We start from the raw sequence: 25,620 nt of genomic DNA, 5'->3' as shown, positions 1-25,620 counted from the left end.
CAGCCCCGGGCGGATCAGTTCGTTCCCTTGCCGCCGCGCTTGCCGGTAGCGACATTGAAGTTGCCGCAGGACAGAGGCGCGCGCCAATCGGAGATCAGGTCCTTGGAATCAGGCAAGTAGTCGGACCACTCGTCGCCCATCACCAGGCCGGGCGTCTGCGAGACGGTCTCGAACTGGCCGTCGGCCTGGATTTCGCCGATTAGCACCGGCTTGGTGATGTGGTGGTTCGGCATCATGGTCGAATAACCACCGGTCAGGTTCGGCACCGAGACGCCGACCACGGCGTCGATGACTTTGTCAGGATCAGTGGTGCCGGCCTTCTCGACAGCCTTCACCCACATGTTGAAGCCGACATAGTGGGCTTCCATCGGGTCGTTGGTGGTGCGCTTGTCGTTCTTGATGAACTTGTGCCAGTCGGCAATGAACTTCGCATTCTCCGGCGTGTCGATGCTCTGGAAGTAATTCCAGGCGGCGAGATGGCCGACGAGCGGCGTGGTGTCGAGACCGGCAAGCTCTTCCTCGCCGACCGAGAAGGCCATGACCGGGATATCCTCGGCCTTGATGCCCTGGTTGCCGAGTTCCTTGTAGAACGGCACGTTGGCGTCGCCATTGACGGTCGAGACGACGGCGGTCTTCTTGCCGGCCGAGCCGAACTTCTTGATCGCCGAGACCTCGGTCTGCCAATCGGAGAAGCCGAACGGCGTGTAGTTGACCATGATGTCTTCGGCGGCGACGCCCTTGGCCTTCAGATAGGCCTCGAGGATCTTGTTGGTGGTGCGCGGATAGACGTAGTCGGTGCCTTCAAGCACCCAGCGCTTCACCGAACCGCCATCCTCGCTCATCAGATAGTCGACGGCCGGAATGGCCTGCTGGTTCGGCGCCGCACCGGTGTAGAACACGTTGCGTTCGCTCTCCTCGCCCTCATACTGGACGGGATAGAACAGGATGTTGTCGAGCTCGCTGAACACCGGCAGCACCGACTTGCGCGACACTGACGTCCAGCAACCGAACACCGCCGCGACCTTGTCCTTGGAGATCAGCTCGCGCGCCTTTTCGGCGAACAGCGGCCAGTTGGAAGCCGGATCGACGACGACCGCTTCGAGTTTCTTGCCAAGCAGGCCGCCCTTTGCATTCTGCTCTTCGATGAGCATCAGCATGGCGTCCTTCAGCGTCGTCTCCGAAATCGCCATGGTCCCCGACAGCGAATGGAGAATGCCCACCTTGATCGTGTCGTCAGCCGCTCTGGCGGGGACGCTCATCAGCAGGCCGGCCGTGACCACGCCTGCCGAAAACATTTTTGTTATTGTCGAGAAACTGCCCCTCATATTTCAAACTCCCAAGCTGGTTGATCGCATCGCAAACAGAACATGCAACGGCTGTGCCAACCGCAGGAGCAAAATTGAGTGGGCTGAGATTTCCTAGCTCTATCAGCCGGTTAATATATTAGCCGCTAAAGATGAGCGCCGCCGCCGGGGTTCTGCTTGAGAGAAAATGACTCGCCGCCGCCTAAATTTTTCTCACATGCCAACTAATGCACTTTTTTTGAGCAACGACACATCGACGATTGCGAACCGTTGCAGCGCTGCAGGAAAATGGGGCAAGTTCGATCTTCAAAAGAGCGACGTCATGGCCCCCAGGATTTCTCGTATTGTCAGCATAGTGCTCCTGGCTGCGGCCACCGGCGGCGCACACGCCGACTTCACCGACGGCAAATTGCCCGACGGCACCTATCACTGCGAAGTCTATCTGCTTGGCATGTTCCTCAGCCTTGGCGATATCACCATCAAAGGAAACGTCTATAGCGGCCCGGTGACCTTCGGGACCGCTCCGCAGGCTTACAATTATCAGATGAATGCAAACGGCGAGATCACCTGGCTAGGCCCGTTGGGCGGCTACACGACCGGCGGCAACTCGATCTCGCTTACGCAAGCCACCCTGGACGGCCAAACCAGCCCATCCTTCGACATCATCATGAAGCAGCCTGACGGCGCCTTCACCGCCTCGACCTGCACCAAGCGTTGAGCGACGGCTCGGGGCCGCCCACCGCGTTACCGGAAGTGTTTCCTCTCATGTCATCCGGGTGTTGCCGAAGCAGCATAGGCAGCGGTGCGCCGCCCCCTATCCCCTTCGAACAATCCTCACATGCATTACCCGCCGCAAATCGGCACTATCTGCACTTCCGGCACAACCGATTGATTTCCCTATCCCTTTCGCAGTGCTGATCGCGCGGCGAGTGGGCCGGATCGGCACTAACGGCACTGGCCAAAGTGCCGGCAGGCGCGATTCCAAGCCTCGCAGCGCGAAGCTAGAGCAAGGGGAGAAGGGGGATTTCTGCCAGCGCATGCCATCGGAGAGGCGACTTGCGCGCTGTCCTGCTATCTGCAAAGTCAGCAAAACGCTGGGAGGGGCAAACAAATGGACGGCGATACCTACAAATTCGTACGGTCGGTTTTTCGTACAAACATTTATGATCCTGGCGGCCCTAATTCTGGTGAGGCAACGAAGCTCTATGAAGGGCAGCAGGCAGATATTTATAAGAGGATATCGCACGCAATTGCGACTTACATGACAGGGATCTACGACGAAGACAGAGCATCTATTAATTCTATCAGGGGAATGGTCGACAACATTATAGAGCATTGTACAAAAGTAGCCCCAGCGTTTGTTAGCGACGTGGACGATAAAATTGTACTCACGGCAAAAATACCCGTGGTGACTAACGCCACACTTGAAGAAACTCGAAGATGGCTCACGGAAAGCAAAGCAAGCCCTGATAAAGGAGACGACGTAATTGCGGCCTTTGCGGCTGGCCTCCTGCATGAGATGCAGCCATTCGCCAGACCGCCGCCCAATCAGTTTCCGGTCCCGGTGTTGATAGAGCTGGGCAGCTATGCCGCCTGGAGAGCTTTGGAGTCTGCACCTCTCGACGAGAACGGGACGATTGCCGACAAAATGGCAACTCTTGCCACCACAGCTAATACATTGCTGGATGACGTGAGAGACCGCGTTGCACTGTCGTCCAATAGCGTTCGAGAAACCACCGAGAGTGTGGTCGAACGCGCGCAGAGCGCTATCGAAGCAGCTCAAAATGCTGCGAAGCAGGCAGGGGCGTTTGAGAATCGCGCCAAGGATCTGAGTGGGCAGATCGATGCATTCCAGGCGACCATTGATGCCAACACGCAAGATGCAGAGGACAAGCTCTCCAGCTTCCTCGACGCTGCCCACGCAAGATCTGCCTATAAGGGAGTAAGGATCTATTGGACCGACCGCGCCAGCGCCTCCTGGTGGGCACTTATGATTTCTGGCTTTGTCTTGTTCATTCTGCTGGTCGCACTGCCGGCGTGGGCTATTTACGATAACGACGCGGTCATTGGGCTGTTGAAGAATCTGACCGAGGCAGCTGGCATTGATGTGGGCAACGTCACAAGTCCGGTGGTCCTGACTGTCGCTACTGTTAGCCGATTGGTGGTTATCACCATTCCGCTGGCGCTTTATTTTTGGCTGATCAGGCTCGTTGTTCGGTTCAACATGAGGTCCATGTTGCTAATGGACGATGCTCGGCAGCGGGCGACCATCATCGAGACCTACTACAAGATGATCGAGCAGCAGGCCGCAACCAAAGAGGACCGCGCTCTGATCCTGCAAGCTCTCTGTAGGCCACCGCCCGGACACGGAAATGACAGCATTGAACCGCCAAATTTCACCGAAGTTATTAACAAGGCAATAGAAAAGCCCTGAGCAAAGGGAGCGGATTGCTATTTTTGTCTGTGTAGCCGAGCGTCGCAAAGACAATGCCCGTGATGAGCGGGCAATCTGCCGAGTTGGTGACCTGTGAATTTACTGTCCGCCGAGACTTTGCCAACGACCGGCCACGCGGTAGAATCGAGCGGGGGAGATTTCCGTTTTGGAACGAAGCGAAGCGTGGTTTGTCGCGATCACCGCGGCGGTGATAGGTTTCATTGCGGGAATGGCTTGGTCCGATCTCGACCATCAAGCAAAATGGCTTTACGATTATCAGACACTCGTCACTGGTACGCTTGCTGTGGCCGCCGCGTTCATCACTGTAAACGCGATGAACAAGACTGAAGAACGCCAACAAAAGCGCCATGAAGAACTGATGAAGCTGAGCTTGCGTCCCGACAAAATGGCTGTGGATAGGGCCGCATACCTTCAAGCGATATTCCAGCAACTCGGAGATGAAACCGACGAGTTCAGCGGGCGAGTCGCGCATAAGTATGCTGCCATTGGTGCTGGAACTCCGGTCGACGAGGACTTGGACGCCGCTATCGCAATTCTTGGAAAATTCCTTGAAGCATTGGAAATGCCGGCGATAACCGATGCAGCAAAATTCTTCAGCCCAAGGATGAACGGAATTTTTGCATTCTTGAATGCCAAGAAGCGTTATCTTCGGGACTGTTATGAAAAATTGAAACAGGTTAGAGGCGTTGAAAATAAAGAAGCGAATAGATCCAAGATCACTTTGATGCGAAGAACGGGCACTGAGTTCGGCGAAATGTCTCGTCACTTGACTGAATTCGCAAACCAACTTGTCTCCCTTTCTGAGGAATACGCTTAGCCTCACCGCTCATCCTCCCTATGCCCGTGGTCGCCGCCTTGGCTTTGCCATTCGATGCGGATGCCGATGCCCCGATAGAAGGTTTCGCCGTTTGATCGGGCCTTCTGGAATTGCTTCATCTGGCCGTCCGGTCCCTCAAAGCTGCGCTCGACCGACTTGGCGAAGCGCTTTTCGAAAGTTGATCGGTTGAAGGCGAAGACGCCCTCGGCCGCCGCGAACTTCTCGAAGGCGTGGTAGAGATCGATCGGTTTTTCCTTACCGGCCGCGTTTATGCGGCGATGACCAAGAACAAGAAACGCGACCAGTCGAAGGTCACCCGGCGAATACGCGCCCCGAAAACCTCTGGGGTCACATCGTCGAGCTGATCCCACCCGACGGCCGTGGTGCCGAGGCCGACCATACGGCCGAAAAATATGAGTGGGACCTGTTCGTGCTCTGCGGCAATCCCAAGGACGCGGCAGTCGGCGCGACCTTCCATGCCGACACGTCGGAGGATGGCTGGTTCGTATGCCCCGACAACATCACCTTCGACCCGGCCGGGCGGCTCTGGGTCGGGACCGATGGCGCCAACGACTTCGATCTGCCGGACGGTGTCTACGGCATCGACACCGAAGGTCCGGCGCGCGGCCTGCCAAAACTGCTCTTCACCTGCCCGCATGGCGCCGAGGCAACCGGCCCCTGCTTCACGCCGGATGGCACGACGCTGTTCCTGTCGGTCCAGCACCCGGCCGAGGACGCCGAGACGCTCGACAAGGCGGAAACGCTGTGGCCCGACTTCAAGGACGGCCAGCCGCCGCGGCCCGCAGTGGTCGCCATCCGCCGCAAAGGATGGCAAGCCGGTCGGCGCGTAGCTCTGGCGCCGACAAAAAGAGGCGCGGAACCTTGCAAGGCTCCGCGCCAGCAGACAGCCGGGAGGGGCTACGGCTAGATGCTCTTAGCCGACATCTGTTCAGCGATATAATCGGCCTGACGGATCGCCAGCGACACGATCGTCAATGTCGGATTTTCAGCACCGCCGGTGGTGAACTGGCTGCCGTCCGACACGAACAGGTTCTTGATGTCGTGCGCCTGGCCATGCTTGTTGACGACCCCGTCGGCCGCCTTTTCGCTCATCCGGTTGGTGCCGAGATTGTGGGTCGACGGATAGGGCGGCGTCGGGAAGGTCCGCGTCGCCCCGACCGCCGCGTACAGCGCCGAGCCCTGCTTGTAGGCGTGGTTGCGCATCGCGGTGTCGTTGGCATGGTCGTCAAAATGGACATCCGCCACCGGCATGCCGTGCTCGTCCTTGATATCGGCATGCAGAGTGATGCGGTTTTCCTCGCGTGGCATGTCTTCGCCGACGATCCACATGCCGGCCATATGGTCGTAGTGGTCGAGCGCCGTGGTGAAGGAACGCCCCCAGCCGCCGGGATCGAGGAAGGCGGCCATGAACGGCAGGCCGAGCGACAGCGTCTCGAGCTCGTAGCCGCCAACGAAGCCGCGCGAGGGATCGTTGCGGGCCTCGTCGCGAATGATACCGGCCATGGTGGTGCCGCGATACATATGCACCGGCTTGTCGAAGATGCCGTAGACCGAGCCCGTGGTGTGGCGCATGTAGTTCTTGCCCACCTGCCCCGACGAATTGGCAAGACCGTCGGGAAACTGGCTCGATGCTGAATTGAGCAGCAGCCGTGGGCTCTCGATCGAGTTTCCGGCGACGGCGACGATGCGGGCCTTCTGTTCCTGCAGTTTGCCGTCTTTGTCGGCATAGACGACGCCGGTCACCTTGCCTGACGCATCGTGGTTGATCTTGATAGCCATGGCATTTGGCCTGACCTCGAGATGGCCGGTCGCCTCGCCCTTCGGGATTTCGGTATACAGGGTCGACCACTTGGCGCCCCATTTGCAGCCCTGGAAGCAGAAGCCGGTCTGCTGGCAAGCATTGCGGTCGTCGCGCGGCTCGGAGTTGATCGCCATCCGGCCGGTGTGGCACTCCTTGTAGCCGAGCTTGTCGGCGCCGGCCTTCATCACCTTGAAGTTGTTGTTGCCGGGAAGGCCTGGGATGTTGTTGGTGAGTGTCACGCCGAGCTTGTCTTCGGCCTTTGCGTAGTAGGGCTCCAGGTCGGTCAGCGTGATCGGCCAATCGAGCAGGTTGGCGCCTTCCAGTTTTCCGTAGGTCGAAAGCGTTTTGAATTCGTGCTCCTGGAGGCGCAGCGAGGCGCCTGCCCAGTGCGTGGTCGAACCGCCGACCGACTTGACGATCCAGGCCGGCAAGTTTGGAAAATCCTTCGCCACCCGCCAGTCGCCCGAGGTCGTGCGCTTGTCCGTCCAGGCGAGCTGAGCGAATGAATCCCACTCGTCGTTGATGAAATCCTCGTATTCGTGGCGGCCGCCCGCCTCCAGGATGACGACATCGATGCCCTTCTGGGCGAGCTCGTTGCCGAGCGTGCCGCCGCCGGCGCCCGAGCCGATGATGACGACCACGCCATCGTTCTTAAGATCAAATGGTGCTGCCATGGTTTCCTCCCACGATGTCTGTTGTGTGCGGTTGCGACGAGAGGGCTCAGAGCCACTCGATGTCGTCGAAACCGCGCGCCATGTAGCCGCCCTTGGAGTAGGACTCGCCTTCGTAGCCAAAAATCGGCCAGACCTCCTTCTGGTTGTAGAGGCCGACGACAAGTCCGCCGCGGACCGTCTGGAAGAACGGCGTGTCCTCGATCTCTCTCAGCACAGCAACGCGCTGCTCCTCCCAGCCGAGGCCGGTGTAGCCGTCCTTGCCAGACTTCAAGTCGAGATCAGCGATGCCCTTTTCGATGAGATCCTTGTGGGCCGGATCTTTGCCGGCCTGCTCATCGTGGGCCTTGACGGCGATTGCGTAATACTTGTCAGGCACTTGATCGTGCGGGTAGATGTCGCGCGCCATCTGGATCAGGGTCGCCAGGGTTTCAGGCTTGAGCGCCGATGTCTCAAGGCCCCAGGCATGTTGCGGGCTGATGACGGCGCTGCCTGAAATGACCAGCAATGCGCCGACACCGCCGCGTTTCAGCAGCTCGCGGCGCGACAGCCCGGGCTTGCTTTCGTAAATCGTGACCATTTCTTCCTCCCTTGCTTGCTATTTGCACCGTGAAGGTGCCGTGGCTGGCGCCGCGCAGGTCGGCGCGGCCGCGATGTCTCCTATTTGAACCGGCCCCGACGCTGCAGGACCTCGATCTTGTAGCCGTCGGGATCCTCGATGAAGAAGAAGCGCGCGAGCAGCGCTCCGTCGCGGTTGAACTCGACGATCTTTTTCGGGTTCAGGCCAAGCGCGCCAAGCCGGTCGTGTTCGCTGTCCAGATCGATGACCGAAACCGCGAGATGGCCGTAGCCGTCACCGAGCGCATAAGGCTCTTCACGGCCCTTGTTGACGGTGAGCTCGAGCTCGAGCTCCGCCTCGGCATTGCTCAGATAGACGAGCGTGAAAGTATCGAAATCGAGCCGTTCGGCGACATCCATCCCAAAGGCTTTCCAGTAGAAATCGACGGACCGGGCCTCTTCCAGAACCCGGATCATGGTGTGGATTGCCTTCGCCAAATGACACTCCCTTGCAGCAGCGCCATATGCGCGTCGGAATGATTATGCGCGCGTTTCGGCAAAGATGGTGGCAGCCGATTACCACGCGCTAATCTAACGACCGCGTGGCATACTGCTTAAGGACGAAAGTCCGATTGCTGTTTTCCGCTTTCCAGCTGAAGATAATTGGTCACGATAGGCACTGCTCAAAGGCGCGAATCACTGCTGATTGCGCCCAAAAATCAACAAGAATGGCCAAAGCCAACAAGAAGGGAGGTAACCGATGTGCAGGGTTTTTGCCGGGCAGGATCCGGAGGGCTATCGACAGATCAACCGATCGATCCGTATCGACGGGCACTCGACCAGCATCCAGCTCGAGGCGACGTTCTGGGCTTTGCTCGACGAGATCGCCGACAGCCAGGGTCTGACGACCCCGAAATTCATCTCGAAGCTCTATGACGAGGCTATCGAGATCAACGGCCAGATTCCGAACTTCGCGTCGATGTTGCGCACGACCTGTGCTCTCTATCTGAAAGGCCATCGGCCAGGCATCGAAGAACACACGACGCCTAAGCGGCAAGCAGCTTAGCTGTCGGCTGCAACATCGAGCGCCAGCCGGGTCATGTCAGTGAAAAGCGCCTGGCGCTCGGAATAGTCGGTTTGCTCGCCGGTCACCACATTGTCGACGACGGTCAGCAATGACAGCGCCCGGGCGCCGAAATGCGCCGCGATGCGATAGAGCGCGCTGGTCTCCATATCCACCGCGAGCGCGCCTTCAGCCTGCACCTCGGCAAAGCGGGTCCGTCCCTGGGGATGATAGAATATGTCGCTGCAGGCCGTCAGCCCGGCCTGATGCTCGATGTCGAGTTCGGCAGCCTTGGCCAAGGCGCGGACGAATAGTGCCGGATCGGGGGCGGCAACATCGTTGTAGAGCCCGAAAACCTGACCGCTCTCTGCACTCTCACCTCGTACCGACTGCGAGATCACCAGGCTGCGCAGTTTCAGCCCGGCGGTCAGAGCGCCACAGGTACCGGTGCGGATCAGCGTCCTGACGCCGTAGAAATCGAGCAGCTCATGCACGTAGATCAGGAATGACGGGACACCGATGCCCGTTGCCTGGATGCTGACGGGCTTACCGCGAAACAGGCCGGTAAAGCCGAGGGCCTCCCTGCGACGGTTGACGCAGCGCGGCGCCTCCAGAAAGGTTTCCGCCATCCATTCGGCGCGCTGCGGATCGCCTGGCAACAGCACTGTTGCGGCGTAATCACCCTTGCCTGCCTCGTTGTGCGGCGTCACGGCATGCTCCCCAACCCGCCGTCCGTTTCACCCGCAATCATGGCAGCCTCGCGTCATTACGCAAGTGCGAGATTAGCAAACCCTAAGATTCAAGCACATCCTTCACGATTGTGGCCAGTTGCTTGAGCGAAAACGGCTTCGGCAGGAAACCGAAATGCGCGTCTGCCGGCAGGTTTTTGGCGAACGCATCCTCGGCGTAGCCAGAAACGAAGACGAATTTGATGTCCGGTTGCCGCTTGCGCAATTCGCCAAGCAGCGTCGGCCCGTCCATTTCAGGCATCACCACGTCGGAAACGACGATGTCGACCTTGCCGCCAAGCGCCTCGAAGACTTCCAGCGCCTCGACGCCCGAGGACGCTTCGTGGACAGTGTAGCCGCGCGACGTCAACGCTCGCATGCCGCCCATGCGCACGGCATCCTCGTCCTCGACGAGCAGCACCGTGGCCGAGCCCGACAAATCCTTGGCTGCGTCGGCGATCTTTGCCGGCGCAGCCGGCGCCTCGCCGGGTTCGCCTGCCTTTCTCGCCTCTGCAATGTAGCGCGGCAAGAAGATGCGGAACACGGATCCCTTGCCGACTTCGGAATCGCAGAAGATGAAGCCGCCCGTCTGCTTGATGATGCCGTAGACCATGGACAGGCCGAGGCCGGTGCCCTTGCCGACCTCCTTGGTGGTGAAGAAAGGTTCGAAAATCTTCTTGAGCACTTCGGGGGCGATGCCGCTGCCGGTGTCTTCGACTTCGACCACGACATAGTCGGCCGGCGCAAGCTCTCGGTAGGAAAGGCTCCTGCTCTCCTCGGTGGTCACGTTCCGGGTGCGCACGGTGAGGTCGCCGCCGGCCGGCATCGCATCGCGCGCATTGACCGCCAGATTGACCACCACCTGCTCGAACTGCCCGATATCGACCTTCACCGGCCACAGGTCGCGGCCATGATCGACCTTCAGCTTGATGTCGTTGCCGACCAGGCGGGCCAGCAGCATCCGGAGATCGGCAAGCACATCGGTCAGGTTGAGCACCTCCGGCCGCAGCGTCTGCTTGCGTGAGAAGGCCAGAAGCTGCCGCACCAGCGACGCCGCCCGGTTGGCATTCTGCTTGATGTTCATGATGTCCGGGAAGGACGGGTCCGACGGGCGGTGGTTGGTCAACAAAAGGTCCGACGCCATGATGATGGCGGTCAGCACATTGTTGAAGTCGTGGGCAATGCCGCCGGCAAGCTGGCCGACCGCCTGCATCTTCTGGCTTTGCGCCATCTGGCCCTCGAGCGCCTTCTGCTCGGTGGTTTCGACGGCGTAGACGATGGCCGATTCTTCGGCGCCCTCGCTGGTGCCGTCGGCAACCGCGTTGACGTAGAAGCGCATGTGCCGCTCCTCATTGCCGGGCAGCAGCGTATCGATCGGTTCGATGTCGGCCTGCCGTTGTCGCGCCTTTTCAAACGCCACGGCAAAGGCGGGCCGGTCGCGCTCATGGATCACCGTGTCCAGCCGCACGCGCCGATCGACCGCGTCCCCATCGACGACCGAGGAAAACAGCGACAGGAAAGGCGCGTTGGTGCGCAAGATGCGCCCGCCGTTGTCGACAGCCGCTATTGCCATCGGCGTCGAATTGAAGAAGCGGGTGAAGCGGATCTCCGAGGCGCGAAGATCGGCGGAAGCGTCCTCGCCTTGCGTCCGGTTGAGCACGATGGTGCGCGTCGGACCGTTGACGCCCTCGCGGCTGGCCGACACCCGATGCATGAAACGCACGGGCAGCGCCTCGCCCTTCACTGTCGTCAGATCGAGATCGATGACCGCGTTGCGCGTGGTGCCGGGATCGGCCTTGACCGAGCGGACCAGCGCCATGCCGTCGCCGGCGACGATCTCCGGAAGCGTGACGGCACCGGGCGTGAAGCTCGTCAGGTCGATGCCCAGCCACTCCGCAAGCGTGGCATTGATGTAAGTGACGCGCCCTTCCTGGTCGGCCGAAAAGAAGCCGGCCGGCGCATGGTCGAGATGGTCGATAGCCTTTTGCAGGTCGAGGAAGAACCGCTCCTGCTCGGCCCGTTCTTCCGAGATGTCGGCGAGTTGCCAGGCGAGCAAAGGCAGCCGCTGGCCCGGGACGCTGAAGGCGCGGGCGCGGGCGCGATACCAGCGCGCGCCCGGCTCGGCGCCGGGTCGAATGGATTGAGCAAGCCGAAACTCCCCGTCGCCGGGCTGGCCGTCGCGCAGGCCGGAGGCGAGCCGGTATATGGTCACCGAGGCCTCGGGAACATCGGACAGCAACCCTTCGACCGTCTTGAGATCCGCCGCCGACGCCGCGCCCGTCATGTCGGCATAGGCCCGATTGGCGTAAACGACACGCCCTTTGGTGTCGGTGACGAGAAGACCTTGCGACATTGAATCGACGAAGGCTTTCGACAGCTCGTCACTCGTCGAGCGCGGTGTGATCTGCACGAAGCCGATGGCGGTGGCGAACAGGAAGCCGACGCCGATCATCGCCAGCACACCAAGCATTCCAAGCAGGAATGGATCGCCAAGACGCTCGCGGAAAAGGCCGAAGACGATCGCGGCGCCCGTCAAGACAACGATGAAGATGATGAGCCGGGTTACCGCACCCGGTCGCGTGTTCTGGTCGACGATCGGTACCGGATAGAAATCGCCGCGCGCTTCCTTGGCCATGTGCCCCCTGCTCGTGAATTCCGGTACTTGCCCCTGCCCGGTTGAATCACATTCTCAAGGTCCGGAAAAGGCCTTGGCGGCAAATGTCCGCTAAAAATGAGGCCGTTCGGCGCCCGGTGTGGTGAATTCGAAATTCGCGTCACCTTGCTGCAGCGCCAGGCGAATTTTCGGATTCGTCACACCAGCAACTTGCTGAAAATCCAGTGTGGTGTTTCAAGCTGTTCACGAAGCATGAAAGGCAACTTGCAGTGGCCTGCCGCAACAGTTTAGTGTCGCGTCTTCTTCGAAAGACGATTGGGGGCACCAATGCTGCAGTGGCTGGATAGCGTGGCGGGTCCTGGTTATGCCGCGGCGATCCTGTGGACGCTTGTCGCGCTTGTCCTTTTGGTCATCATTCTCCTTATCATCAAGCTGATCCGCAATCTGACCTTCGGAACATTCGTCGCCGGCGGCAGGAACCGCAAGACACGATTGGCCGTCATGGACGCCACCGCTGTCGACAGTCACCGCCGGTTGGTGCTGGTGCGCCGCGACGATATCGAGCACCTGCTGCTGATCGGAGGTCCGACCGACGTCGTCGTCGAACGCGACATCAGGCTGTCGGCGCTGCGCCGTCCTGCACTGACCGGAGATGGCGGCGGCCATCAGCTGGCACCGCGGCCGCCAGCCCCTCAACCCGCTCCTGCGCCAGTGAGGCAAGCACCGCCTCCGCAGCCGGTAAGCGCGGCCCCAACGCCTGTCCGGCCCTATCAGACGGCGCAGGCGCCGAAGCCAGCAGCGCAAAGCCATCAGTCGGCGACCATCACGCCGCTGCCCGCCTACGGATCGGCGAACGCCAATGCCGTTCGACACGCGCCATCGCCGGCAAGACAGGATTCCCCGGCAAGGCAGGATTCTATCGACGATACGTTGATGAGGGAACTCGAGGTCTCGCTTGACGAGCCACAGCCCGCCAAGCCGGAGAGTAAGCCGGCGGCAAAGGTTCCGCCGTCTCTCGATGACGAGATGACGAAGCTTCTCGGCGAGCTCTCCAGCCAGAAACGGTAACCGGCCAGGAACCGGCCCAGCGAATAGCCAACAAAAATGGCCGGAGACCGGCCATGACAAAGTTCGCTATTGACCGCTTTTTAGACGCCTCGCCTGTGCTTCAGTCGTCGCGGTAGACCTTCTCGCGGCGCTCGTGGCGCTCCTGCGCCTCGATCGACAAGGTCGCGATCGGACGCGCATCGAGCCGCTTCAGCGCGATGGGCTCGCCGGTTTCCTCACAATAGCCGTAAGTGCCTTCATCAATGCGCTGGAGCGCGGAATCGATCTTTGAAATGAGTTTTCGCTGGCGATCGCGAGCGCGAAGTTCGATGGCGCGGTCGGTTTCCGAAGAGGCGCGATCGGCGAGATCGGGGTGGTTGGCGTTTTCCTGCTGCAGGATTTCGAGGGTTTCGCGCGCTTCGCGCAATATGTCGTTCTTCCAGGTGACGAGCTTCAGGCGAAAGTAGGATTTCTGCCGCTCGTTCATGAACGGCTCGTCTTCGGAGGGTACGTAATCGGCGGTAACGATGTCGTTCATTCGACTCACCCAAACTGCCCCAATTTTGGCGCCTATATATTCGCGGAGCGAATGCTGCACAAGCGTAATCGACGACAGTTTCACGCAATTGTTAATGTCGGGCAAAACGGCACTGGCCGCATCATTCGCATGAAGGGCGCGGCCGAATTCGTTTATGATTCGTTGGGTTTGAAGGGTATCAGCCATTGTGCAAGAGAGCTTTCTCATGGCTAATCCTGCAGCGCCTTTTGACGAGTTTCGGTGTTAGGCACAAGCGAGGGGCCGGTGAGCAAGCTTTATCTGTTGAGGCATGCGAAGGCTGGATGGGCCCTGCCGGGCATGCGCGATTTCGATCGTCCGCTCGACGCATCCGGCCTCGCCGACGCCGAAACGATGGGTGCGGTCATGCGGGCCCGCAACTACATTCCGGACCTCACGCTTTGCTCCAAAGCAAAGCGAGCGCTGCAAACGCTGGAAGGCCTTGCCGGTCACACCGATACCGGCCGGGTCCTGTTCCTGGACGCGCTCTACAGCGAGGATGCCGCCTTCTATCTCAACATCATCCGCGGCAATGGCGGGCCAGGCTCGCTGCTCGTCATCGGCCACAACCCGATGACGGAAGATCTCACTATCGCGCTTTCGGGCGACGGCGAAGAGGCTGCGAAGGGAATGCTAAACCACGGCTTCCCGACCGCCGGCCTTGCGGTCGTCCGTTTTCCAAGCAGTCTTGCCGACGCCGCGCAAGGCACCGGCTATCTCGAAGCCTTCTTGACGCCGGTTGATCTCTGACGCCGTTTCAAATCCAGGTGGCAGCGTCTATATCGGAGCGTACCGAAGCCCCGAGAGAACCGATTTGGCATCATCGCTGACCACTTTCACCGACGAGGCGAAGATTGCCCTGGATACGCTGTCGGGGCGCGCTACAGGGCTTTTTTCGCCGTCGCTGCGCCTCGGCGTTACCGGCCTTTCTCGCGCCGGCAAGACGGTGTTCATCTCGGCCTTTGTCCACAATTTGCTCCATGGCGGGCGCTTGCCGCTATTCGCCGCGCAGAAATCGGGACGCATCGCCCGTGCCTTCCTCGAAGAGCAACCGGATGATGCGGTACCGCGATTCCAGTACGAGGATCATATCGCGGCCCTCGTCAACGACCGCCTCTGGCCGGATTCGACACGTGCCATTTCCGAACTGAGGCTCACCATCGAATATGAATCGGCCTCCGGCTGGAGCCGCATGTTTTCATCAGGCAGAGTGTCGGTCGATATCGTCGACTATCCCGGAGAATGGCTGCTCGACCTGCCGCTGCTCGGCAAATCCTACGGCGATTTCTCACGCGAAGCCTTCGAGATGGCCGTGCTGCCGGTGCGCGTCGACCTTTCGCAGGAATGGCGCGCGCTCTCCGCCGCAGTCGACCCGAAGGCGGACGCCGACGAAATGACGGCGCGCCGCCTCGCCGAGAGCTTCGCCGCCTATCTCAAGGCATGCAAGCTCGACGAGCGGGCGCTTTCGACCTTGCCACCCGGCCGTTTCCTGATGCCCGGCGATCTTGAGGGCTCACCGGCGCTGACCTTCGCGCCCTTGCCGGACCTGAGCGAGCGGCGGGCGCGTTCGGGGTCGCTGCAGGCGATGATGGAGCGCCGCTACGAGGCCTACAAGACGCATGTCGTAAAGCCGTTCTTTCGGGAGCACATCACGCGCCTTGACCGCCAGATCGTGCTGATCGACGCCCTGCAGGCCTTGAACGCAGGCCCCGGCGCGATGGCCGATCTCGAACGCGCGGTGACCGAAATCCTCGCCTGTTTCCGCCCCGGCCGCGGCAATTTCCTGACAGACTTTTTTTCAAGGCGCATCGACCGCATATTGGTGGCGGCGACGAAGGCGGACCATCTGCATCACGAAAGCCACGACCGGCTGCAGGCGATCGTGCGGCGTCTTGCCGACCGTGCCGTGGCGCGGGCAAATTTCACCGGCGCCGATGTCGACGTGGTCGCCCTGGCGGCCGTGCGCGCGACCCGGGAGGGCACGGTCAAGCAAGGCCGTGAAACACTGCCGGTCATCATCGGCATACCGTTGAAGGGTGAAAGGATCAACGGCGAAGCATTTGATGGAAATACCGAAACAGCCATATTTCCCGGCGACTTACCGGAAAAAATTGATGCAGTGTTCGATGTCTCTGGACTAGGCCATCGGCAGGGCAACGACGACCCGGCGATCCGCTTTGTGCGCTTTCGCCCGCCAAAGCTCGAACGCACCGCTGAAGGCGTCACGCTGTCGCTGCCGCATATCAGGCTCGACCGCGCCCTGCAGTTCTTGATCGGAGATCATCTGGCATGACCGCGCCCCGCAAGCCGGCGGCATTTCGCATCGAGCCGGAAGCCGCGCCGAGGGAGGAACAGGCATCCTTGCGCCAGCCCGACGCCCCGTCAGCGCGAAAGCCACGCGCGGTGAAGACGGATGGCGGGGTCGTCGTGCCGGCCGAGATCGACGTCTTCGACGAGCCCGACATCGTCGTCGCCGAACCGCCGCCAGCGATCGCGACGCGGAAGCGTTCGTTGTTCGGCAGCCTGTTCTTCGGCGCATTGGGCGTTCTGGTTTCGCTGGCTGTCGGACTTTGGACCGACCAGCTGATTCGCGATCTGTTCGCGCGCGCCGAATGGCTGGGCTGGCTGGCCGCCGGGATGGCCGTGATCGCGGTGCTGGCGCTTCTGGTCATCCTTGTCCGCGAATTCCTGGCGATCGCCCGCCTCGCCGAGGTTGAAAAACTTCAGAAGCGGGCACTCGATGCCATCGCCCGCGACGACCCGAAAGCCGCTCGTGCAGTGGTCGACGAACTCTCGGCCTTTGTCGCGGCCAAGCCCGAAACCGCGGCAGGCAGACGCGCGCTGGCTGAGCAGCGCGACGAGATCATCGACGGTGGCAATCTGGTGCGCCTGGCCGAGACCGAGATCCTCGGCCCGCTCGATGCGCGCGCCAAGGTTATGATCCTCGAAGCGGCAAAGCGTGTGTCGCTGGTGACGGCGGTCAGCCCTCGCGCCCTGGTCGACGTCGCCTATGTCGTGTTCGAAGCAGGCCGGCTGATTCGCCGCCTGTCGGAACTTTATGGCGGCCGGCCGGGCACGCTGGGGTTCTTCCGGCTGGCGCGCAGCGTTCTCGCCCATCTGGCGGTGACCGGCTCGATCGCCGTTGGCGACAGTTTCGTGCAGCAGATCGTCGGCCATGGCCTCGCTGCCCGGCTCTCGGCAAAACTTGGCGAAGGCGTCGTCAACGGCATGATGACCGCACGCATCGGCATTGCGGCGATGGAAACCGCGAGGCCCCTGCCCTTCAGCGCCACGAGACGGCCCGGCATGGGTGATTTCCTGTCCGCCCTGACATCGTTTGCGACAAAAAAGCAGAAGGAAACGTCCGCTTCCGATACGTGACAATTGCCTACAGCGCTGCGTCCTTTTGGACGCGCAAAGGACGTTGTAGCGCTTTGATTCTGCGGATGATCCCCAACGCAAATCGATTCTGATTTTCGGGTCACGCGCTAGCGGTGACGAAGCATTAACCAATCTTGTCCATGGTCGGACGGGTTCCAAACCAGTCTCTTTGTTGCCGGGTGTCGTCGATGAAAAGCGTGATCTTGTCTAGCGTCCTGCCCCTGGCAGTCGTGGTTTCAACTACTGCCGGCCTGGTCGAAAAGACCTTTGCAGCAGAACCGGACAAGCAGTTCTTTCAATCGGTGGAAGGCAAATGGGTCGGCCCGGGAGAAATCGTCGCCGGCAAGTACAAGGGGACGAAATTCACCTGCAGCTTCACCGGCTCGACACCTGACGGCAAGATCGGCATGTCGCTCGACGGCGGTTGCCGGGTCGGCATGTTCACCCAGCAGATGTCGGCGACAATCCAGCACAAGGGCCGCGAAGGCTATAAGGGCAGCTTCATGGGCGGTGCCGCCGGTTCCGGTCTCGACATCGTCGGCGGCAACGTGGTCAGCGCCAACAAAGTCGTCTTCACCATCAACCGCAACCAGCTGCGCGGCGTCATGCAGGCTCTTGTCCCCAACGACAATTCGATGACGGTGACGGTCGCGGTGCGCGTCGACAAGCAATTGGTGCCAGTCATCGGCATGAAGCTGAAGCGGGTCGATACGCTCGAAGTCGGCTCCATCGCGCCGAACTGAGCGGCTATTTGCACCGGCAGGCCGTGCGATGCCCTACTCTGGCTGCAAAAAAGCGGCAGCCACGGCCACCGCTTTTTGCAAAACTCAAATCGATGCTCAGCTCTTGATGGCAGTGGTCAGCTCATCGTAGGCCTTGCAGGCCTCGTCGGCCGTCGTAGTGCCTTGAAACTTGGTCGTGATCGCCTGGACCTTGGCGGTGAGATCGGCTGCCTTGGCCGGATCCTTGGTAATTGCCTCCTGAAGGGCAGCAGTCATGTCCTGAGCCTTCTTAGTCAGCATTTCGGTCGTGCATTCAGGTGCCTTCGAACAGGCCGAGCCGGCAAGTGCCGCGATGCCGACGGCAACAAGCAAAAACGTCTTCATGTCAGTCTCCCTCAAAAAGGGCCGCGACTTGATCGTCGCTCGCCCTCCACTGGCCGAAGCCGGGCGTCCTTAGCGCCCGATTGCCGAAACAAGCAACGCGGCCGGCGCATAAACTTGTGGAGCGCGCCTGCAACACTGCCGCACCGGTTTCCGGATTCGGACTGTTCGATTTCCGCCGAAGCCCCTATCTTGGCCGCTCGATGCCGCAGCGCGTGCAGCGGTCCTTAAAAAGAACGGAACGGCAGGCATGGCGGCAGAAGCAGCGGGCAGCGATCTGATCCACGTGGTGGCGCTGCTCGCCGCAGGTGTTGTCGCCGTGCCGATCTTCAAGCGCATGGGGCTTGGTTCCATCCTTGGCTATCTGGCGGCCGGCGTGGTCATCGGCCCGTTCGGCATCGGCATCTTTTCCGAATCGGAAGCCATTCTTCACGTCGCCGAGCTCGGCGTCGTCATGTTCCTGTTCATCATCGGGCTGGAGATGCAGCCGTCGCGGCTGTGGGGCCTGCGCCGGGAGATATTTGGTCTCGGCGCGCTGCAGGTCGGCGTCTGCGCGCTGTTGCTGACCGGCGTCGGACTGGCGGGAGGTTTTCCGATCGCGCAATCCTTCGTCGCCGGCGCCGGCTTCGTGCTGACCTCGACGGCGATCGTCATGCAGCTCCTGGAAGAACGTGGTGAGATCGCCGTGCCCAAAGGCCAGCGCATCGTCTCTATCCTGCTACTCGAGGACCTGGCGATCGTGCCGCTGCTGGCCCTGATCGCCTTCCTGGCACCGGGCGGCGCCGATATGAGCTTGACCCAGCGGCTGACGGAGGTGGGCATCGGCCTTGCGGCCATCCTCGGGCTGGTGCTGGCCGGGCGTTTCCTCCTCAATCCGTTCTTCCGCGTCCTGGCGGATGCCCGCGCCCGCGAGGTGATGACCGCAGCCGCCCTTCTGGTTGTTCTGGGGTCGGCGCTTGCCATGCAGCTCAGCGGCCTATCGATGGCGATGGGCGCTTTCCTGGCCGGCGTGCTTTTGTCGGAATCCACCTTCCGCCATCAGCTCGAGGCCGACATCGAACCGTTCCGCGGCGTGCTGCTCGGGCTGTTCTTCCTTGCGGTCGGCATGTCGCTCAACCTGCAAGTGGTCGTCGAGAACTGGCGGCTCGTCGCCGTCTACGTCGTCGCCTACATGGTGATAAAGGCGATAGGCATCTATCTCGTCGCCCGCATCCTCAAGGCTGGTCACCGGGAAGCGATCGAGCGTGCCGTCTTCATGGCGCAAGGCGGCGAATTCGCCTTCGTTCTCTATTCCGCCGCCGCGACCGTCGGCATCATCGACAGCCAGGCCAATGCGACCCTGACGGCGATCGTCATCATCTCCATGGTGCTGACACCGCTGGCCACCCTGGCATTACGGTATTTGACGCCGCGCGACGAGCAGTCGCTCGAAGGCGTCGACATCGCCGACGGCCTTACCGGCAGCGTGCTGATCATCGGCTTCGGCCGCTTCGGCCAGATCGCCAGCCAGCCGCTGCTGTTGCGCGGGATCGATGTGTCGATCATCGACAATGAGGTCGAAATGATCCAGGCGGCGGCCGATTTCGGTTTCAAGGTCTATTATGGCGACGGCACGCGGCTCGACATTCTGCGCGCCGCAGGCGCCGGCCGCGCGCGCGCCGTGTTGATCTGCGTGGACAAGCCCGACGTCGCCGTCCGCATCGCAGAGCTCATCAAGGCGGAGTTTCCCCTGCTGACCGTGCTGGCACGCGCCTTCGACCGCGGAACCGCACTGCAGTTGATACGTGCCGGCGTCGATTTCCAAATTCGCGAAACCTTCGAATCAGCGCTTGTCTTCGGCGGCTCTACACTGGAGGCGCTGGGCGTCGACCCGGCGGAAGTCGCCGAGGTGATCGAGGATGTCCGCCACCGCGACGCCGCCCGTTTCGAGTTGCAGCTTGCCGAAGGCGTTCGCGCCGGAGCGCGCTTCCTCAAGGGCAATATCGGCACGCCCATTCCGACCCCGCTCAGCCAGCCGCGCCGCACCGGTCAGGCGCTTAATGAAGAGACCGCCGACGTTCTGCATAAATCCGAGCCTGCGGACTAAACACGTGGAGCAAATAGATGACCGAACTGGACGAGCGCGCGCTTTCCGTCACCAAATTCTGGCGTGACGCCGGGACGGATGCATGGTTCGAGAAGCATGACGCCTTCGACGCAGAGTTCCGCAACCGGTTTCTCGATCTGCATTACGCTGCCGCACGGCGTGAATGTGACGACTGGTCGGAGCATGCCGAAGGCTCACTGGCGCTGATGATCCTGCTCGACCAATTCCCGCGAAACTGCTTTCGTGGCACCGGCCATATGTATGCCACCGACCCGCTGGCAAGGCATTTCGCCGAAAAGGCGATCGCCGCCGGCCAGGATCTGGCGCTCGACGAAGACCTGCGCGCCTTCCTCTATTTGCCGTATGAGCATTCGGAGCATCTCGCCGACCAGCTCAAATCGATGGACCTCTTTACCGCCAAAGCCCAATCCAACCTGAAATATGCGGTCGAGCACCTGGAGATCATTCAGCGCTTCGGCCGCTTTCCGCATCGAAACAGAATGCTTGGCCGCGAGACGACGCCGGAAGAACAGGTCTTCCTCGACGGGGGCGGATTTTCCGGCTGAGCTCAGTGCGTCGGACCCAAAAGTGGCTACCGGTCTTGCGTCCGATGCTTAGGCCCGCCACCAATCCCGACCAGACGGCAATTGCTCGATGCCGGCGCTGTCGAGAGCGGCAAGCCGCTCCTGTACGCTTCTGCCGCCGACGGTGAGGCCGGGCGCGATCTCGGCCAGCGGTGCCAGAACGAAGGCGCGCTCCAGCATGCGCGGATGCGGCACTTCCAGCCCGGTTTCGTGGATGATCCGATCGCCGAACACCAGAATGTCGATGTCGATCAGGCGTGGACCCCAGCGCTCCTCGCGCACCCGCTTCAGTCTGCGCTCGACGTCGAGGCAGAGATCGAGCAATGCATGTGGTGCGAGAGCAGTCGAAATTTCGGCAGCCACATTGAGAAAATCCGGCTGGTCGAGCTTGCCCCAAGGTGGCGTGCGGTAAAGCGAGGAGACGACGACGACGCGCGTGTTCTCGTCGGCGTCCAGCATGCGCAGCGCCGCGCCCATCGACCTTGCCGGGTCGCCGAGATTGCCGCCAAGGCTAAGGTAAACCGTGTTATTCGGGCCAGACAACGGTCACCTCGACATGATCGAGCACGCCGGGCACCGGCGCGTTCGGCTTGCGCACAGTGATCTCGGCCTTTTTGATCTGGGGAAACCGGGCCGTCAGCGCCCGGGCCACCTCCAACGCCAGCGCTTCTATCAGAAAACGCCTCTCCCCGGTTATGATCCTTTCGATCACCCCGAAGGCGATACCATAGTGGACGGTATCCTCGATGGAATCATCGACCAGCGCGCGGCCGGGTTCGACGGTGAGCGCAGCGTCGACATAGAAGCGCTGGCCGAGTGTCTCCTCCTCATCCAGCACGCCGTGCCGGGCGAAGAAGGCGCAGTTCTTCATGCGGATGACATACATCGCTCAGCGTCCCGCTCGATTAGAGCGAGGCGCGTCCACTTGGATGCACAAAACGACGCTCTAACGCTTTAAATCTACGCATAGGATCGAAAATCGATTCCGATTTTCGAGCCTATGCGGTGGTTTCACGCGCCAGCATAGCATCCGCAAGCGCCAGCGCATCCACATTGATTGCGACATCGTGGACGCGAAAAAGCTGCGCGCCCTTGAGTCTCAGGATGACGCTCGTCGCCGCTGTTCCGGCACCCCTGGCCGAGGCGTCGCGGCCGGTGACAGCGCCGATGAAGCGCTTTCGCGATGTGCCCGCCATCAGCGGAACGCCCAAGGCATCGAGTTCGGAAAACCGTGCCATCAGGTCGAGATTTTCCTCCGCTGTTTCCTTGGCGAAGCCAAATCCCGGATCGAGCACGATTTGGTCGTCGGCAACGCCGCTTCGCCGGGCGATTTCCAACGATTTTCTGAGGAAGAAAAGCTGATCCTCGATCACGTCGGGCAGTTTTTGCCGGTCACGCCCGGTGTGCATGATGATAAGCCCGGCGCCGGTCTCGGCCGCGACCCGCGCGATGCCGGGCTCGCGCTGCAGACCCCAGACATCGTTGACGATGTGGGCGCCGGCGGCGACGGCAAGCCGGGCGGTGTCCTCGCGATAGGTGTCGACCGAAATCAGCGCCTTGCCAAGCCTGGCCAGCGCCTCGATGACTGGCAGCACGCGGGCCTGCTCTTCCTCGATGGTTACCGGAGATGCGCCGGGGCGTGTCGATTCCCCACCGACATCAATGACCGAGGCTCCCTCTTCCACCATCCGGCGCGCCTGGGCCATCGCCTGTTCGGGCGCAACGAACAGCCCGCCGTCGGAAAAACTGTCCGGCGTGACATTCAGGATACCGACGACCACGGCCTTGCTGCCAAGGTCGAGATGGCGCCCATGCGCCAGCTGCCATCGCCCTGTCGTCATTGTCCATCAACCATGTATGATCCGCCAAAGATCAATTCCGTTGCGCCGGCAACGGCCGTAACGCAAGGTGGGCAAAGAGGCAACATGATGAAACGATCCCTGCTTTGCGCCCTGATGCTCGCTTTTTCCGCCTTGCCGGCGGGCACAGCGAGCTTGGTAAAGACATATAGCTACTTCAGCATCGGCGGCAGAACGCTCGATGATATCGGAACCCAGCTTACGAAACTCGGGCCCCAGGTGAAAAGCACGGGGATGCGGCATCCAGGCGCCACACAGATGGCGTTCACCACCCGCGTCAGCTACGCGGAAAAATCGAATTCCTGCCGGATTGCCGACGCCAACGTCACCGTCAAGGTCAAGGTGATCCTTCCCGAATGGCGCCGCTCGGGCAAGGCCGATGCGGGCGTAAGGCTTTTCTGGGACACGTTGTCGGCCGACATCAAGCGCCATGAGGACCGCCATGTCGAAATCGCCAAGAACCATGCCCGCGAACTCGAGGATGCGCTGAAGGCGACCTACCCGCGGAAAAATTGCCAGGAGGCCAAGACCAAGGCCGCGGAAATCGCTGCCGCTATTCTTGCCAAGCACGACCGGGCCCAGGTGCAATTCGATCGCGTCGAAACCATCAATTTCGAAAGTCGCATCTTGCGACTGCTGCGCTATCGCATGGAGCGCATCGAGAACGGCCGGCTGCCGGGTTAGCTCAGGTCAGATGGTAACGATTTAGGCACTGGCAGGGCCTTCGCCTCGACACATCAGGCATCGCCTGCTATTGCCACGCCGCTGTTATGCGAAACGCATGCCGGCCGGCGACCCGCCTGGCGGGATTCGAAGCCCCGTTGCCCTAACGAGGTCCACAGCCCAATTCAGAGGGTCCGATTTCCGGCCTGTCGCCGTCACCGGCGCTTAGTCGGACGACCTCGGCTCTTCCTCTGGAAACGGTGCCGCCGGCGGGCGGACGGAGTGGATCGATTGACAGATCTGTCAGCGAAGCGGCCACGGCGCCGATAGAGGCGCCGTCTCACTTTTCTCCTGCGTGCCCCACGTCTGCATTTGACATCCCCAAGCCGGGCTACCGTATATCCGTGATGTCTCAATAATGTACCGAGGCCAGACGGCTGCCGTAAGCTCCTTGCACTGGCCCTCATTGCGTCTTACGTTTGGCGCATCGATTAAGTAAGGGTATGATAATGCCGGAGACTGCAACCCTGTCCTCGAAGTTCCAGATATCGATCCCCAAGGCGATCCGGACCGCCCAGCATTGGGAAGCGGGTTTGACCTTTGCCTTCATCCCGAAGGGAACGGGCGTGCTACTCGTCCCTGTGCCGAAGCGGGAAGCGCTGAAGGGGCTGGCGAAGGGCGCTTCGGCGACGGAATATCGCGACCGGTCGGACCGTTTGTGATGGTGCTCGTCGATACCTCGGCTTGGATCGAATGGCTGATAGGCTCTCCAACGGGAGAGCAGGTGGCCGAGCATCTGCCCGAGCAAGCCGACTGGCTCGTTCCGACCATGGTGCAGTTGGAACTCGCAAAATGGCTCACTCGCGAAGTAGGCGAAGACAAAGCCGATCAGACCATCGCCTTTACGCAGGTCTGTACGGTGGCCCCGCTTGACACGGAAATCGCCCTAGCGGCCGCCGAAGCCTGCCGGAAGCACAAATTGGCGACCGCAGATGCGATCATTTTCGCGACCGCTCGGGCGCATGACGCGACGCTCCTGACTTGTGACAAGCATTTCGAGAGCCTGCCAGTCGTCACCCTCATCGAAAAGATCTAGCGCTGACATTGTTGGGCCGCGGGATGATGTCGGCTCCGGCAGCTCACGACCCATTGCTGCCGCTCGCCGAAGCTCGCAAAGCCGAACTTTGCGAGCGACTTAGGATTACGTCAGGAATAAATGACGGGTTGGCGCATTCCGCTCTAGGAAAAGGAATTGGCCGAGCGACCGCTTTCCACCCTGAGCTGCCCTACGCGTCGGGTACCAAGCGTCAGGCTTTCACCACTAGCCGGCGACGCCGAGCTTCTTCTGCAGGCTGGTCGACGAGGTCGTATACTGGAATACGATGCGCTCGCCGGGGCTGACGATGCGCTTGGCTGCCTGCGCCATCAGGGCGACCTCATGGAAGCCCGATAGGATCAGCTTCAGCTTGCCGGGATACCAGTTGATGTCGCCGACGGCAAAGATGCCCGGTACCGACGTCTGGAATTTCTCGGTGTCGACCGGGATCATGTTCTCATGAAGATTGAGGCCCCACTCGGCGATCGGTCCGAGCTTCATGGTCAGGCCGAAAAACGGCAGCATCCGCGTGCACGGCACCTCGGTGTCACCGTCCGGTCCCTTGATGGTCGCGGAGGAAAGCTGGCCGTCCGTGCCGGTCAGTCCCGTCACCTGCCCGACCTGGAAATCCAGTTCCTTCATTTCTTGCATGGCGTACATCTTGTTGACGCTGTCGGGCGCCGCGCGGAATTCCGGCCGCCGGTGGACCAGCGTCACGCTCTTGGCCACCGGCTGCAGGTTCAGCGTCCAATCGAGCGCCGAATCGCCGCCACCGACGATGACGAGGTCGTGGCCGCGGAATTCCTCCATCCGGCGAACCGAGTAGAAGACGCTCTTGCCTTCGTAAAGCTCGATGCCCGGGATCGGCGGCCGCTTCGGCTGGAACGAGCCGCCGCCGGCGGCGATGACCACAACCTTGGCTTCAAACACCTCGTTCTCGTCGGTGACGACGCGAAAGCTGCCGTCATCGAGTTTTTCGAGGCTCGAGACCATGCGGTTAAAGGTGAAGTCGGGCTTGAACGGCGCAATCTGCTCAAGCAGCTTGTCGACTAGGCCCTGCGCCGAGATCGATGGCCAGCCGGGAATGTCGTAGATCGGCTTTTCCGGATAGAGTTCGGCGCATTGCCCGCCGGGCCGGTCGAGTATGTCGATCAGATGGCATTTCATATCGAAGAGGCCGAGATCGAACACGGCGAACAAGCCGACAGGCCCC

28 protein-coding genes are annotated in these 25,620 nt (G+C 61.1%); 15 read left to right on the top strand and 13 right to left on the bottom strand.

The window, feature by feature from the left end:
* Positions 1–14 precede the first annotated feature (14 nt).
* Complete coding sequence (gene urtA, locus EOB36_RS05910; protein WP_128284510.1) at positions 15–1,325, bottom strand: urea ABC transporter substrate-binding protein; 1,311 nt, start codon at positions 1,323–1,325, stop codon at positions 15–17.
* A gap of 301 nt (positions 1,326–1,626) precedes the next feature.
* Here urtA and EOB36_RS05905 point away from each other — a divergent pair, with 301 nt between their 5' ends.
* The 3 genes from EOB36_RS05905 to EOB36_RS05895 all read left to right on the top strand — a co-directional run bounded on the left by EOB36_RS05905 (position 1,627) and on the right by EOB36_RS05895 (position 4,576).
* Positions 1,627–2,022, top strand: coding sequence for a hypothetical protein (locus tag EOB36_RS05905; RefSeq protein WP_127291800.1), 396 nt, complete (start codon positions 1,627–1,629; stop codon positions 2,020–2,022).
* A gap of 393 nt (positions 2,023–2,415) precedes the next feature.
* Positions 2,416–3,738, top strand: a complete 1,323-nt coding sequence (locus EOB36_RS05900; protein ID WP_128284509.1) for a DUF6161 domain-containing protein — start codon at positions 2,416–2,418, stop codon at positions 3,736–3,738.
* Between the two features lie 166 nt (positions 3,739–3,904).
* Positions 3,905–4,576, top strand: coding sequence for a hypothetical protein (locus tag EOB36_RS05895; RefSeq protein WP_128284508.1), 672 nt, complete (start codon positions 3,905–3,907; stop codon positions 4,574–4,576).
* 2 nt (positions 4,577–4,578) lie between these two features.
* On the opposite strand, the gene EOB36_RS34900 is transcribed toward EOB36_RS05895, so the two are convergent.
* Positions 4,579–4,947 (bottom strand): primase-like DNA-binding domain-containing protein, encoded by a 369-nt coding sequence (locus EOB36_RS34900; protein ID WP_164897459.1) that lies wholly within the window; start codon positions 4,945–4,947, stop codon positions 4,579–4,581.
* Here EOB36_RS34900 and EOB36_RS05890 point away from each other — a divergent pair.
* Positions 4,929–5,504, top strand: a complete 576-nt coding sequence (locus EOB36_RS05890; protein ID WP_348631791.1) for an alkaline phosphatase PhoX — start codon at positions 4,929–4,931, stop codon at positions 5,502–5,504. The genes EOB36_RS34900 and EOB36_RS05890 overlap by 19 nt on opposite strands.
* Here EOB36_RS05890 and EOB36_RS05885 read toward each other — a convergent pair.
* The 3 genes from EOB36_RS05885 to EOB36_RS05875 form a co-directional block, all read right to left on the bottom strand.
* A complete protein-coding gene (locus EOB36_RS05885) occupies positions 5,501–7,072 on the bottom strand; it encodes a GMC family oxidoreductase (protein WP_128284507.1) in 1,572 nt (523 codons plus the stop codon). The genes EOB36_RS05890 and EOB36_RS05885 overlap by 4 nt on opposite strands.
* 46 nt (positions 7,073–7,118) lie before the next feature.
* Entirely contained in the window at positions 7,119–7,649 is a 531-nt protein-coding gene (locus EOB36_RS05880) for a gluconate 2-dehydrogenase subunit 3 family protein (RefSeq protein WP_128284506.1), read from the bottom strand.
* Between the two features lie 80 nt (positions 7,650–7,729).
* Entirely contained in the window at positions 7,730–8,125 is a 396-nt protein-coding gene (locus EOB36_RS05875; RefSeq protein WP_128284505.1) for a VOC family protein, read from the bottom strand.
* Between the two features lie 262 nt (positions 8,126–8,387).
* On the opposite strand from EOB36_RS05875, the gene EOB36_RS05870 reads away from it, so the two are divergent.
* Positions 8,388–8,693 (top strand): ribbon-helix-helix domain-containing protein, encoded by a 306-nt coding sequence (locus EOB36_RS05870; protein WP_126106434.1) that lies wholly within the window; start codon positions 8,388–8,390, stop codon positions 8,691–8,693.
* Here the strand turns inward: EOB36_RS05870 and EOB36_RS05865 are convergent.
* Together EOB36_RS05865 and EOB36_RS05860 are read right to left on the bottom strand one after the other, a co-directional pair.
* A complete protein-coding gene (locus EOB36_RS05865) occupies positions 8,690–9,400 on the bottom strand; it encodes a DeoD-type purine-nucleoside phosphorylase (protein WP_128284504.1) in 711 nt (236 codons plus the stop codon). The genes EOB36_RS05870 and EOB36_RS05865 overlap by 4 nt on opposite strands.
* An 82-nt stretch (positions 9,401–9,482) precedes the next feature.
* On the bottom strand, positions 9,483–12,053 hold the full coding sequence (locus EOB36_RS05860) for a PAS domain-containing sensor histidine kinase (protein WP_128284503.1): 2,571 nt from the start codon (positions 12,051–12,053) through the stop codon (positions 9,483–9,485).
* Positions 12,054–12,359: 306 nt separating this feature from the next.
* Here EOB36_RS05860 and EOB36_RS05855 point away from each other — a divergent pair, with 306 nt between their 5' ends.
* Entirely contained in the window at positions 12,360–13,100 is a 741-nt protein-coding gene (locus tag EOB36_RS05855; protein WP_164547196.1) for a flagellar biosynthetic protein FliO, read from the top strand.
* 100 nt (positions 13,101–13,200) lie between these two features.
* Here the strand turns inward: EOB36_RS05855 and dksA are convergent, their stop codons facing one another.
* Complete coding sequence (gene dksA / locus EOB36_RS05850; RefSeq protein ID WP_006202025.1) at positions 13,201–13,617, bottom strand: RNA polymerase-binding protein DksA; 417 nt, start codon at positions 13,615–13,617, stop codon at positions 13,201–13,203.
* A gap of 264 nt (positions 13,618–13,881) precedes the next feature.
* Between dksA and EOB36_RS05845 the strand changes: the two genes are divergently transcribed.
* The 4 genes from EOB36_RS05845 (at position 13,882) to EOB36_RS05830 (ending at position 17,759) form a co-directional block, all read left to right on the top strand.
* On the top strand, positions 13,882–14,385 hold the full coding sequence (locus tag EOB36_RS05845) for a histidine phosphatase family protein (protein WP_128284502.1): 504 nt from the start codon (positions 13,882–13,884) through the stop codon (positions 14,383–14,385).
* Positions 14,386–14,449: 64 nt separating this feature from the next.
* Positions 14,450–15,928, top strand: a complete 1,479-nt coding sequence (locus EOB36_RS05840) for a YcjX family protein (RefSeq protein WP_128284501.1) — start codon at positions 14,450–14,452, stop codon at positions 15,926–15,928.
* On the top strand, positions 15,925–17,016 hold the full coding sequence (locus EOB36_RS05835) for a YcjF family protein (RefSeq protein WP_128284500.1): 1,092 nt from the start codon (positions 15,925–15,927) through the stop codon (positions 17,014–17,016). The genes EOB36_RS05840 and EOB36_RS05835 overlap by 4 nt, the downstream gene beginning before the upstream one ends.
* Before the next feature lie 188 nt (positions 17,017–17,204).
* Entirely contained in the window at positions 17,205–17,759 is a 555-nt protein-coding gene (locus EOB36_RS05830) for a hypothetical protein (RefSeq protein WP_128284499.1), read from the top strand.
* 96 nt (positions 17,760–17,855) lie between these two features.
* On the opposite strand, the gene EOB36_RS05825 is transcribed toward EOB36_RS05830, so the two are convergent.
* A complete protein-coding gene (locus tag EOB36_RS05825) occupies positions 17,856–18,122 on the bottom strand; it encodes a hypothetical protein (protein ID WP_095485329.1) in 267 nt (88 codons plus the stop codon).
* A gap of 247 nt (positions 18,123–18,369) precedes the next feature.
* Here EOB36_RS05825 and EOB36_RS05820 point away from each other — a divergent pair, with 247 nt between their 5' ends.
* Positions 18,370–20,205 carry a monovalent cation:proton antiporter-2 (CPA2) family protein gene (locus EOB36_RS05820; RefSeq protein ID WP_095485330.1) on the top strand — a complete coding sequence of 612 codons (1,836 nt, stop codon included), beginning with the start codon at positions 18,370–18,372 and terminating at the stop codon, positions 20,203–20,205.
* A gap of 17 nt (positions 20,206–20,222) precedes the next feature.
* Positions 20,223–20,771: a DUF924 family protein gene (locus EOB36_RS05815; protein WP_095485331.1), complete on the top strand. Its 549-nt coding sequence runs from the start codon at positions 20,223–20,225 to the stop codon at positions 20,769–20,771.
* 48 nt (positions 20,772–20,819) lie between these two features.
* Here EOB36_RS05815 and folK read toward each other — a convergent pair whose 3' ends face one another.
* The 3 genes from folK to folP form a co-directional block, all read right to left on the bottom strand.
* Positions 20,820–21,332 (bottom strand): 2-amino-4-hydroxy-6-hydroxymethyldihydropteridine diphosphokinase, encoded by a 513-nt coding sequence (folK, locus tag EOB36_RS05810; protein ID WP_127204136.1) that lies wholly within the window; start codon positions 21,330–21,332, stop codon positions 20,820–20,822.
* The gene (gene folB / locus EOB36_RS05805; protein WP_095485333.1) at positions 21,316–21,675 is read right to left on the bottom strand and encodes a dihydroneopterin aldolase; all 360 of its coding nucleotides are present in this window, start codon (positions 21,673–21,675) and stop codon (positions 21,316–21,318) included. Before folB ends, folK begins: the two co-directional genes overlap by 17 nt.
* Before the next feature lie 112 nt (positions 21,676–21,787).
* Complete coding sequence (gene folP / locus EOB36_RS05800) at positions 21,788–22,630, bottom strand: dihydropteroate synthase (protein WP_095485334.1); 843 nt, start codon at positions 22,628–22,630, stop codon at positions 21,788–21,790.
* A gap of 84 nt (positions 22,631–22,714) precedes the next feature.
* On the opposite strand from folP, the gene EOB36_RS05795 reads away from it, so the two are divergent.
* The 3 genes from EOB36_RS05795 to EOB36_RS05785 all read left to right on the top strand — a co-directional run bounded on the left by EOB36_RS05795 (position 22,715) and on the right by EOB36_RS05785 (position 24,407).
* A complete protein-coding gene (locus EOB36_RS05795) occupies positions 22,715–23,332 on the top strand; it encodes a DUF922 domain-containing protein (protein ID WP_164759056.1) in 618 nt (205 codons plus the stop codon).
* 482 nt (positions 23,333–23,814) lie between these two features.
* On the top strand, positions 23,815–24,033 hold the full coding sequence (locus EOB36_RS05790; protein ID WP_280953365.1) for an AbrB/MazE/SpoVT family DNA-binding domain-containing protein: 219 nt from the start codon (positions 23,815–23,817) through the stop codon (positions 24,031–24,033).
* Positions 24,033–24,407, top strand: a complete 375-nt coding sequence (locus EOB36_RS05785; protein ID WP_095485336.1) for a type II toxin-antitoxin system VapC family toxin — start codon at positions 24,033–24,035, stop codon at positions 24,405–24,407. The genes EOB36_RS05790 and EOB36_RS05785 overlap by 1 nt, the downstream gene beginning before the upstream one ends.
* A gap of 225 nt (positions 24,408–24,632) precedes the next feature.
* Here EOB36_RS05785 and EOB36_RS05780 read toward each other — a convergent pair.
* Positions 24,633–25,620: NAD(P)/FAD-dependent oxidoreductase (locus EOB36_RS05780; protein WP_164897460.1), on the bottom strand; the 988-nt coding region annotated here is incomplete at its 5' end.

Origin of the sequence: Mesorhizobium sp. M6A.T.Cr.TU.017.01.1.1 (genome assembly GCF_004023115.1) — a bacterium.
GTDB lineage: Bacteria > Pseudomonadota > Alphaproteobacteria > Rhizobiales > Rhizobiaceae > Mesorhizobium > Mesorhizobium mediterraneum.
The sequence above is the reverse complement of the archived record's forward strand: the minus strand, read 5'-3'. Positions and strand labels throughout refer to the sequence as shown.

What these genes read in the sequence shown, in the direction of transcription:
- urtA (WP_128284510.1), bottom strand. Translation starts at nt 1,325, where the DNA reads ATGAGGGGCAGTTTCTCGACAATAACAAAAATGTTTTCGGCAGGCGTG.
- EOB36_RS05905 (WP_127291800.1), top strand. Translation starts at nt 1,627, where the DNA reads ATGGCCCCCAGGATTTCTCGTATTGTCAGCATAGTGCTCCTGGCTGCG.
- EOB36_RS05900 (WP_128284509.1), top strand. Translation starts at nt 2,416, where the DNA reads ATGGACGGCGATACCTACAAATTCGTACGGTCGGTTTTTCGTACAAAC.
- EOB36_RS05885 (WP_128284507.1), bottom strand. Translation starts at nt 7,072, where the DNA reads ATGGCAGCACCATTTGATCTTAAGAACGATGGCGTGGTCGTCATCATC.
- EOB36_RS05880 (WP_128284506.1), bottom strand. Translation starts at nt 7,649, where the DNA reads ATGGTCACGATTTACGAAAGCAAGCCCGGGCTGTCGCGCCGCGAGCTG.
- EOB36_RS05870 (WP_126106434.1), top strand. Translation starts at nt 8,388, where the DNA reads ATGTGCAGGGTTTTTGCCGGGCAGGATCCGGAGGGCTATCGACAGATC.
- EOB36_RS05860 (WP_128284503.1), bottom strand. Translation starts at nt 12,053, where the DNA reads ATGGCCAAGGAAGCGCGCGGCGATTTCTATCCGGTACCGATCGTCGAC.
- EOB36_RS05855 (WP_164547196.1), top strand. Translation starts at nt 12,360, where the DNA reads ATGCTGCAGTGGCTGGATAGCGTGGCGGGTCCTGGTTATGCCGCGGCG.
- dksA (WP_006202025.1), bottom strand. Translation starts at nt 13,617, where the DNA reads ATGAACGACATCGTTACCGCCGATTACGTACCCTCCGAAGACGAGCCG.
- EOB36_RS05835 (WP_128284500.1), top strand. Translation starts at nt 15,925, where the DNA reads ATGACCGCGCCCCGCAAGCCGGCGGCATTTCGCATCGAGCCGGAAGCC.
- EOB36_RS05830 (WP_128284499.1), top strand. Translation starts at nt 17,205, where the DNA reads ATGAAAAGCGTGATCTTGTCTAGCGTCCTGCCCCTGGCAGTCGTGGTT.
- EOB36_RS05825 (WP_095485329.1), bottom strand. Translation starts at nt 18,122, where the DNA reads ATGAAGACGTTTTTGCTTGTTGCCGTCGGCATCGCGGCACTTGCCGGC.
- EOB36_RS05820 (WP_095485330.1), top strand. Translation starts at nt 18,370, where the DNA reads ATGGCGGCAGAAGCAGCGGGCAGCGATCTGATCCACGTGGTGGCGCTG.
- EOB36_RS05815 (WP_095485331.1), top strand. Translation starts at nt 20,223, where the DNA reads ATGACCGAACTGGACGAGCGCGCGCTTTCCGTCACCAAATTCTGGCGT.
- folB (WP_095485333.1), bottom strand. Translation starts at nt 21,675, where the DNA reads ATGTATGTCATCCGCATGAAGAACTGCGCCTTCTTCGCCCGGCACGGC.
- folP (WP_095485334.1), bottom strand. Translation starts at nt 22,630, where the DNA reads ATGACGACAGGGCGATGGCAGCTGGCGCATGGGCGCCATCTCGACCTT.
- EOB36_RS05795 (WP_164759056.1), top strand. Translation starts at nt 22,715, where the DNA reads ATGATGAAACGATCCCTGCTTTGCGCCCTGATGCTCGCTTTTTCCGCC.
- EOB36_RS05790 (WP_280953365.1), top strand. Translation starts at nt 23,815, where the DNA reads ATGATAATGCCGGAGACTGCAACCCTGTCCTCGAAGTTCCAGATATCG.
- EOB36_RS05785 (WP_095485336.1), top strand. Translation starts at nt 24,033, where the DNA reads ATGGTGCTCGTCGATACCTCGGCTTGGATCGAATGGCTGATAGGCTCT.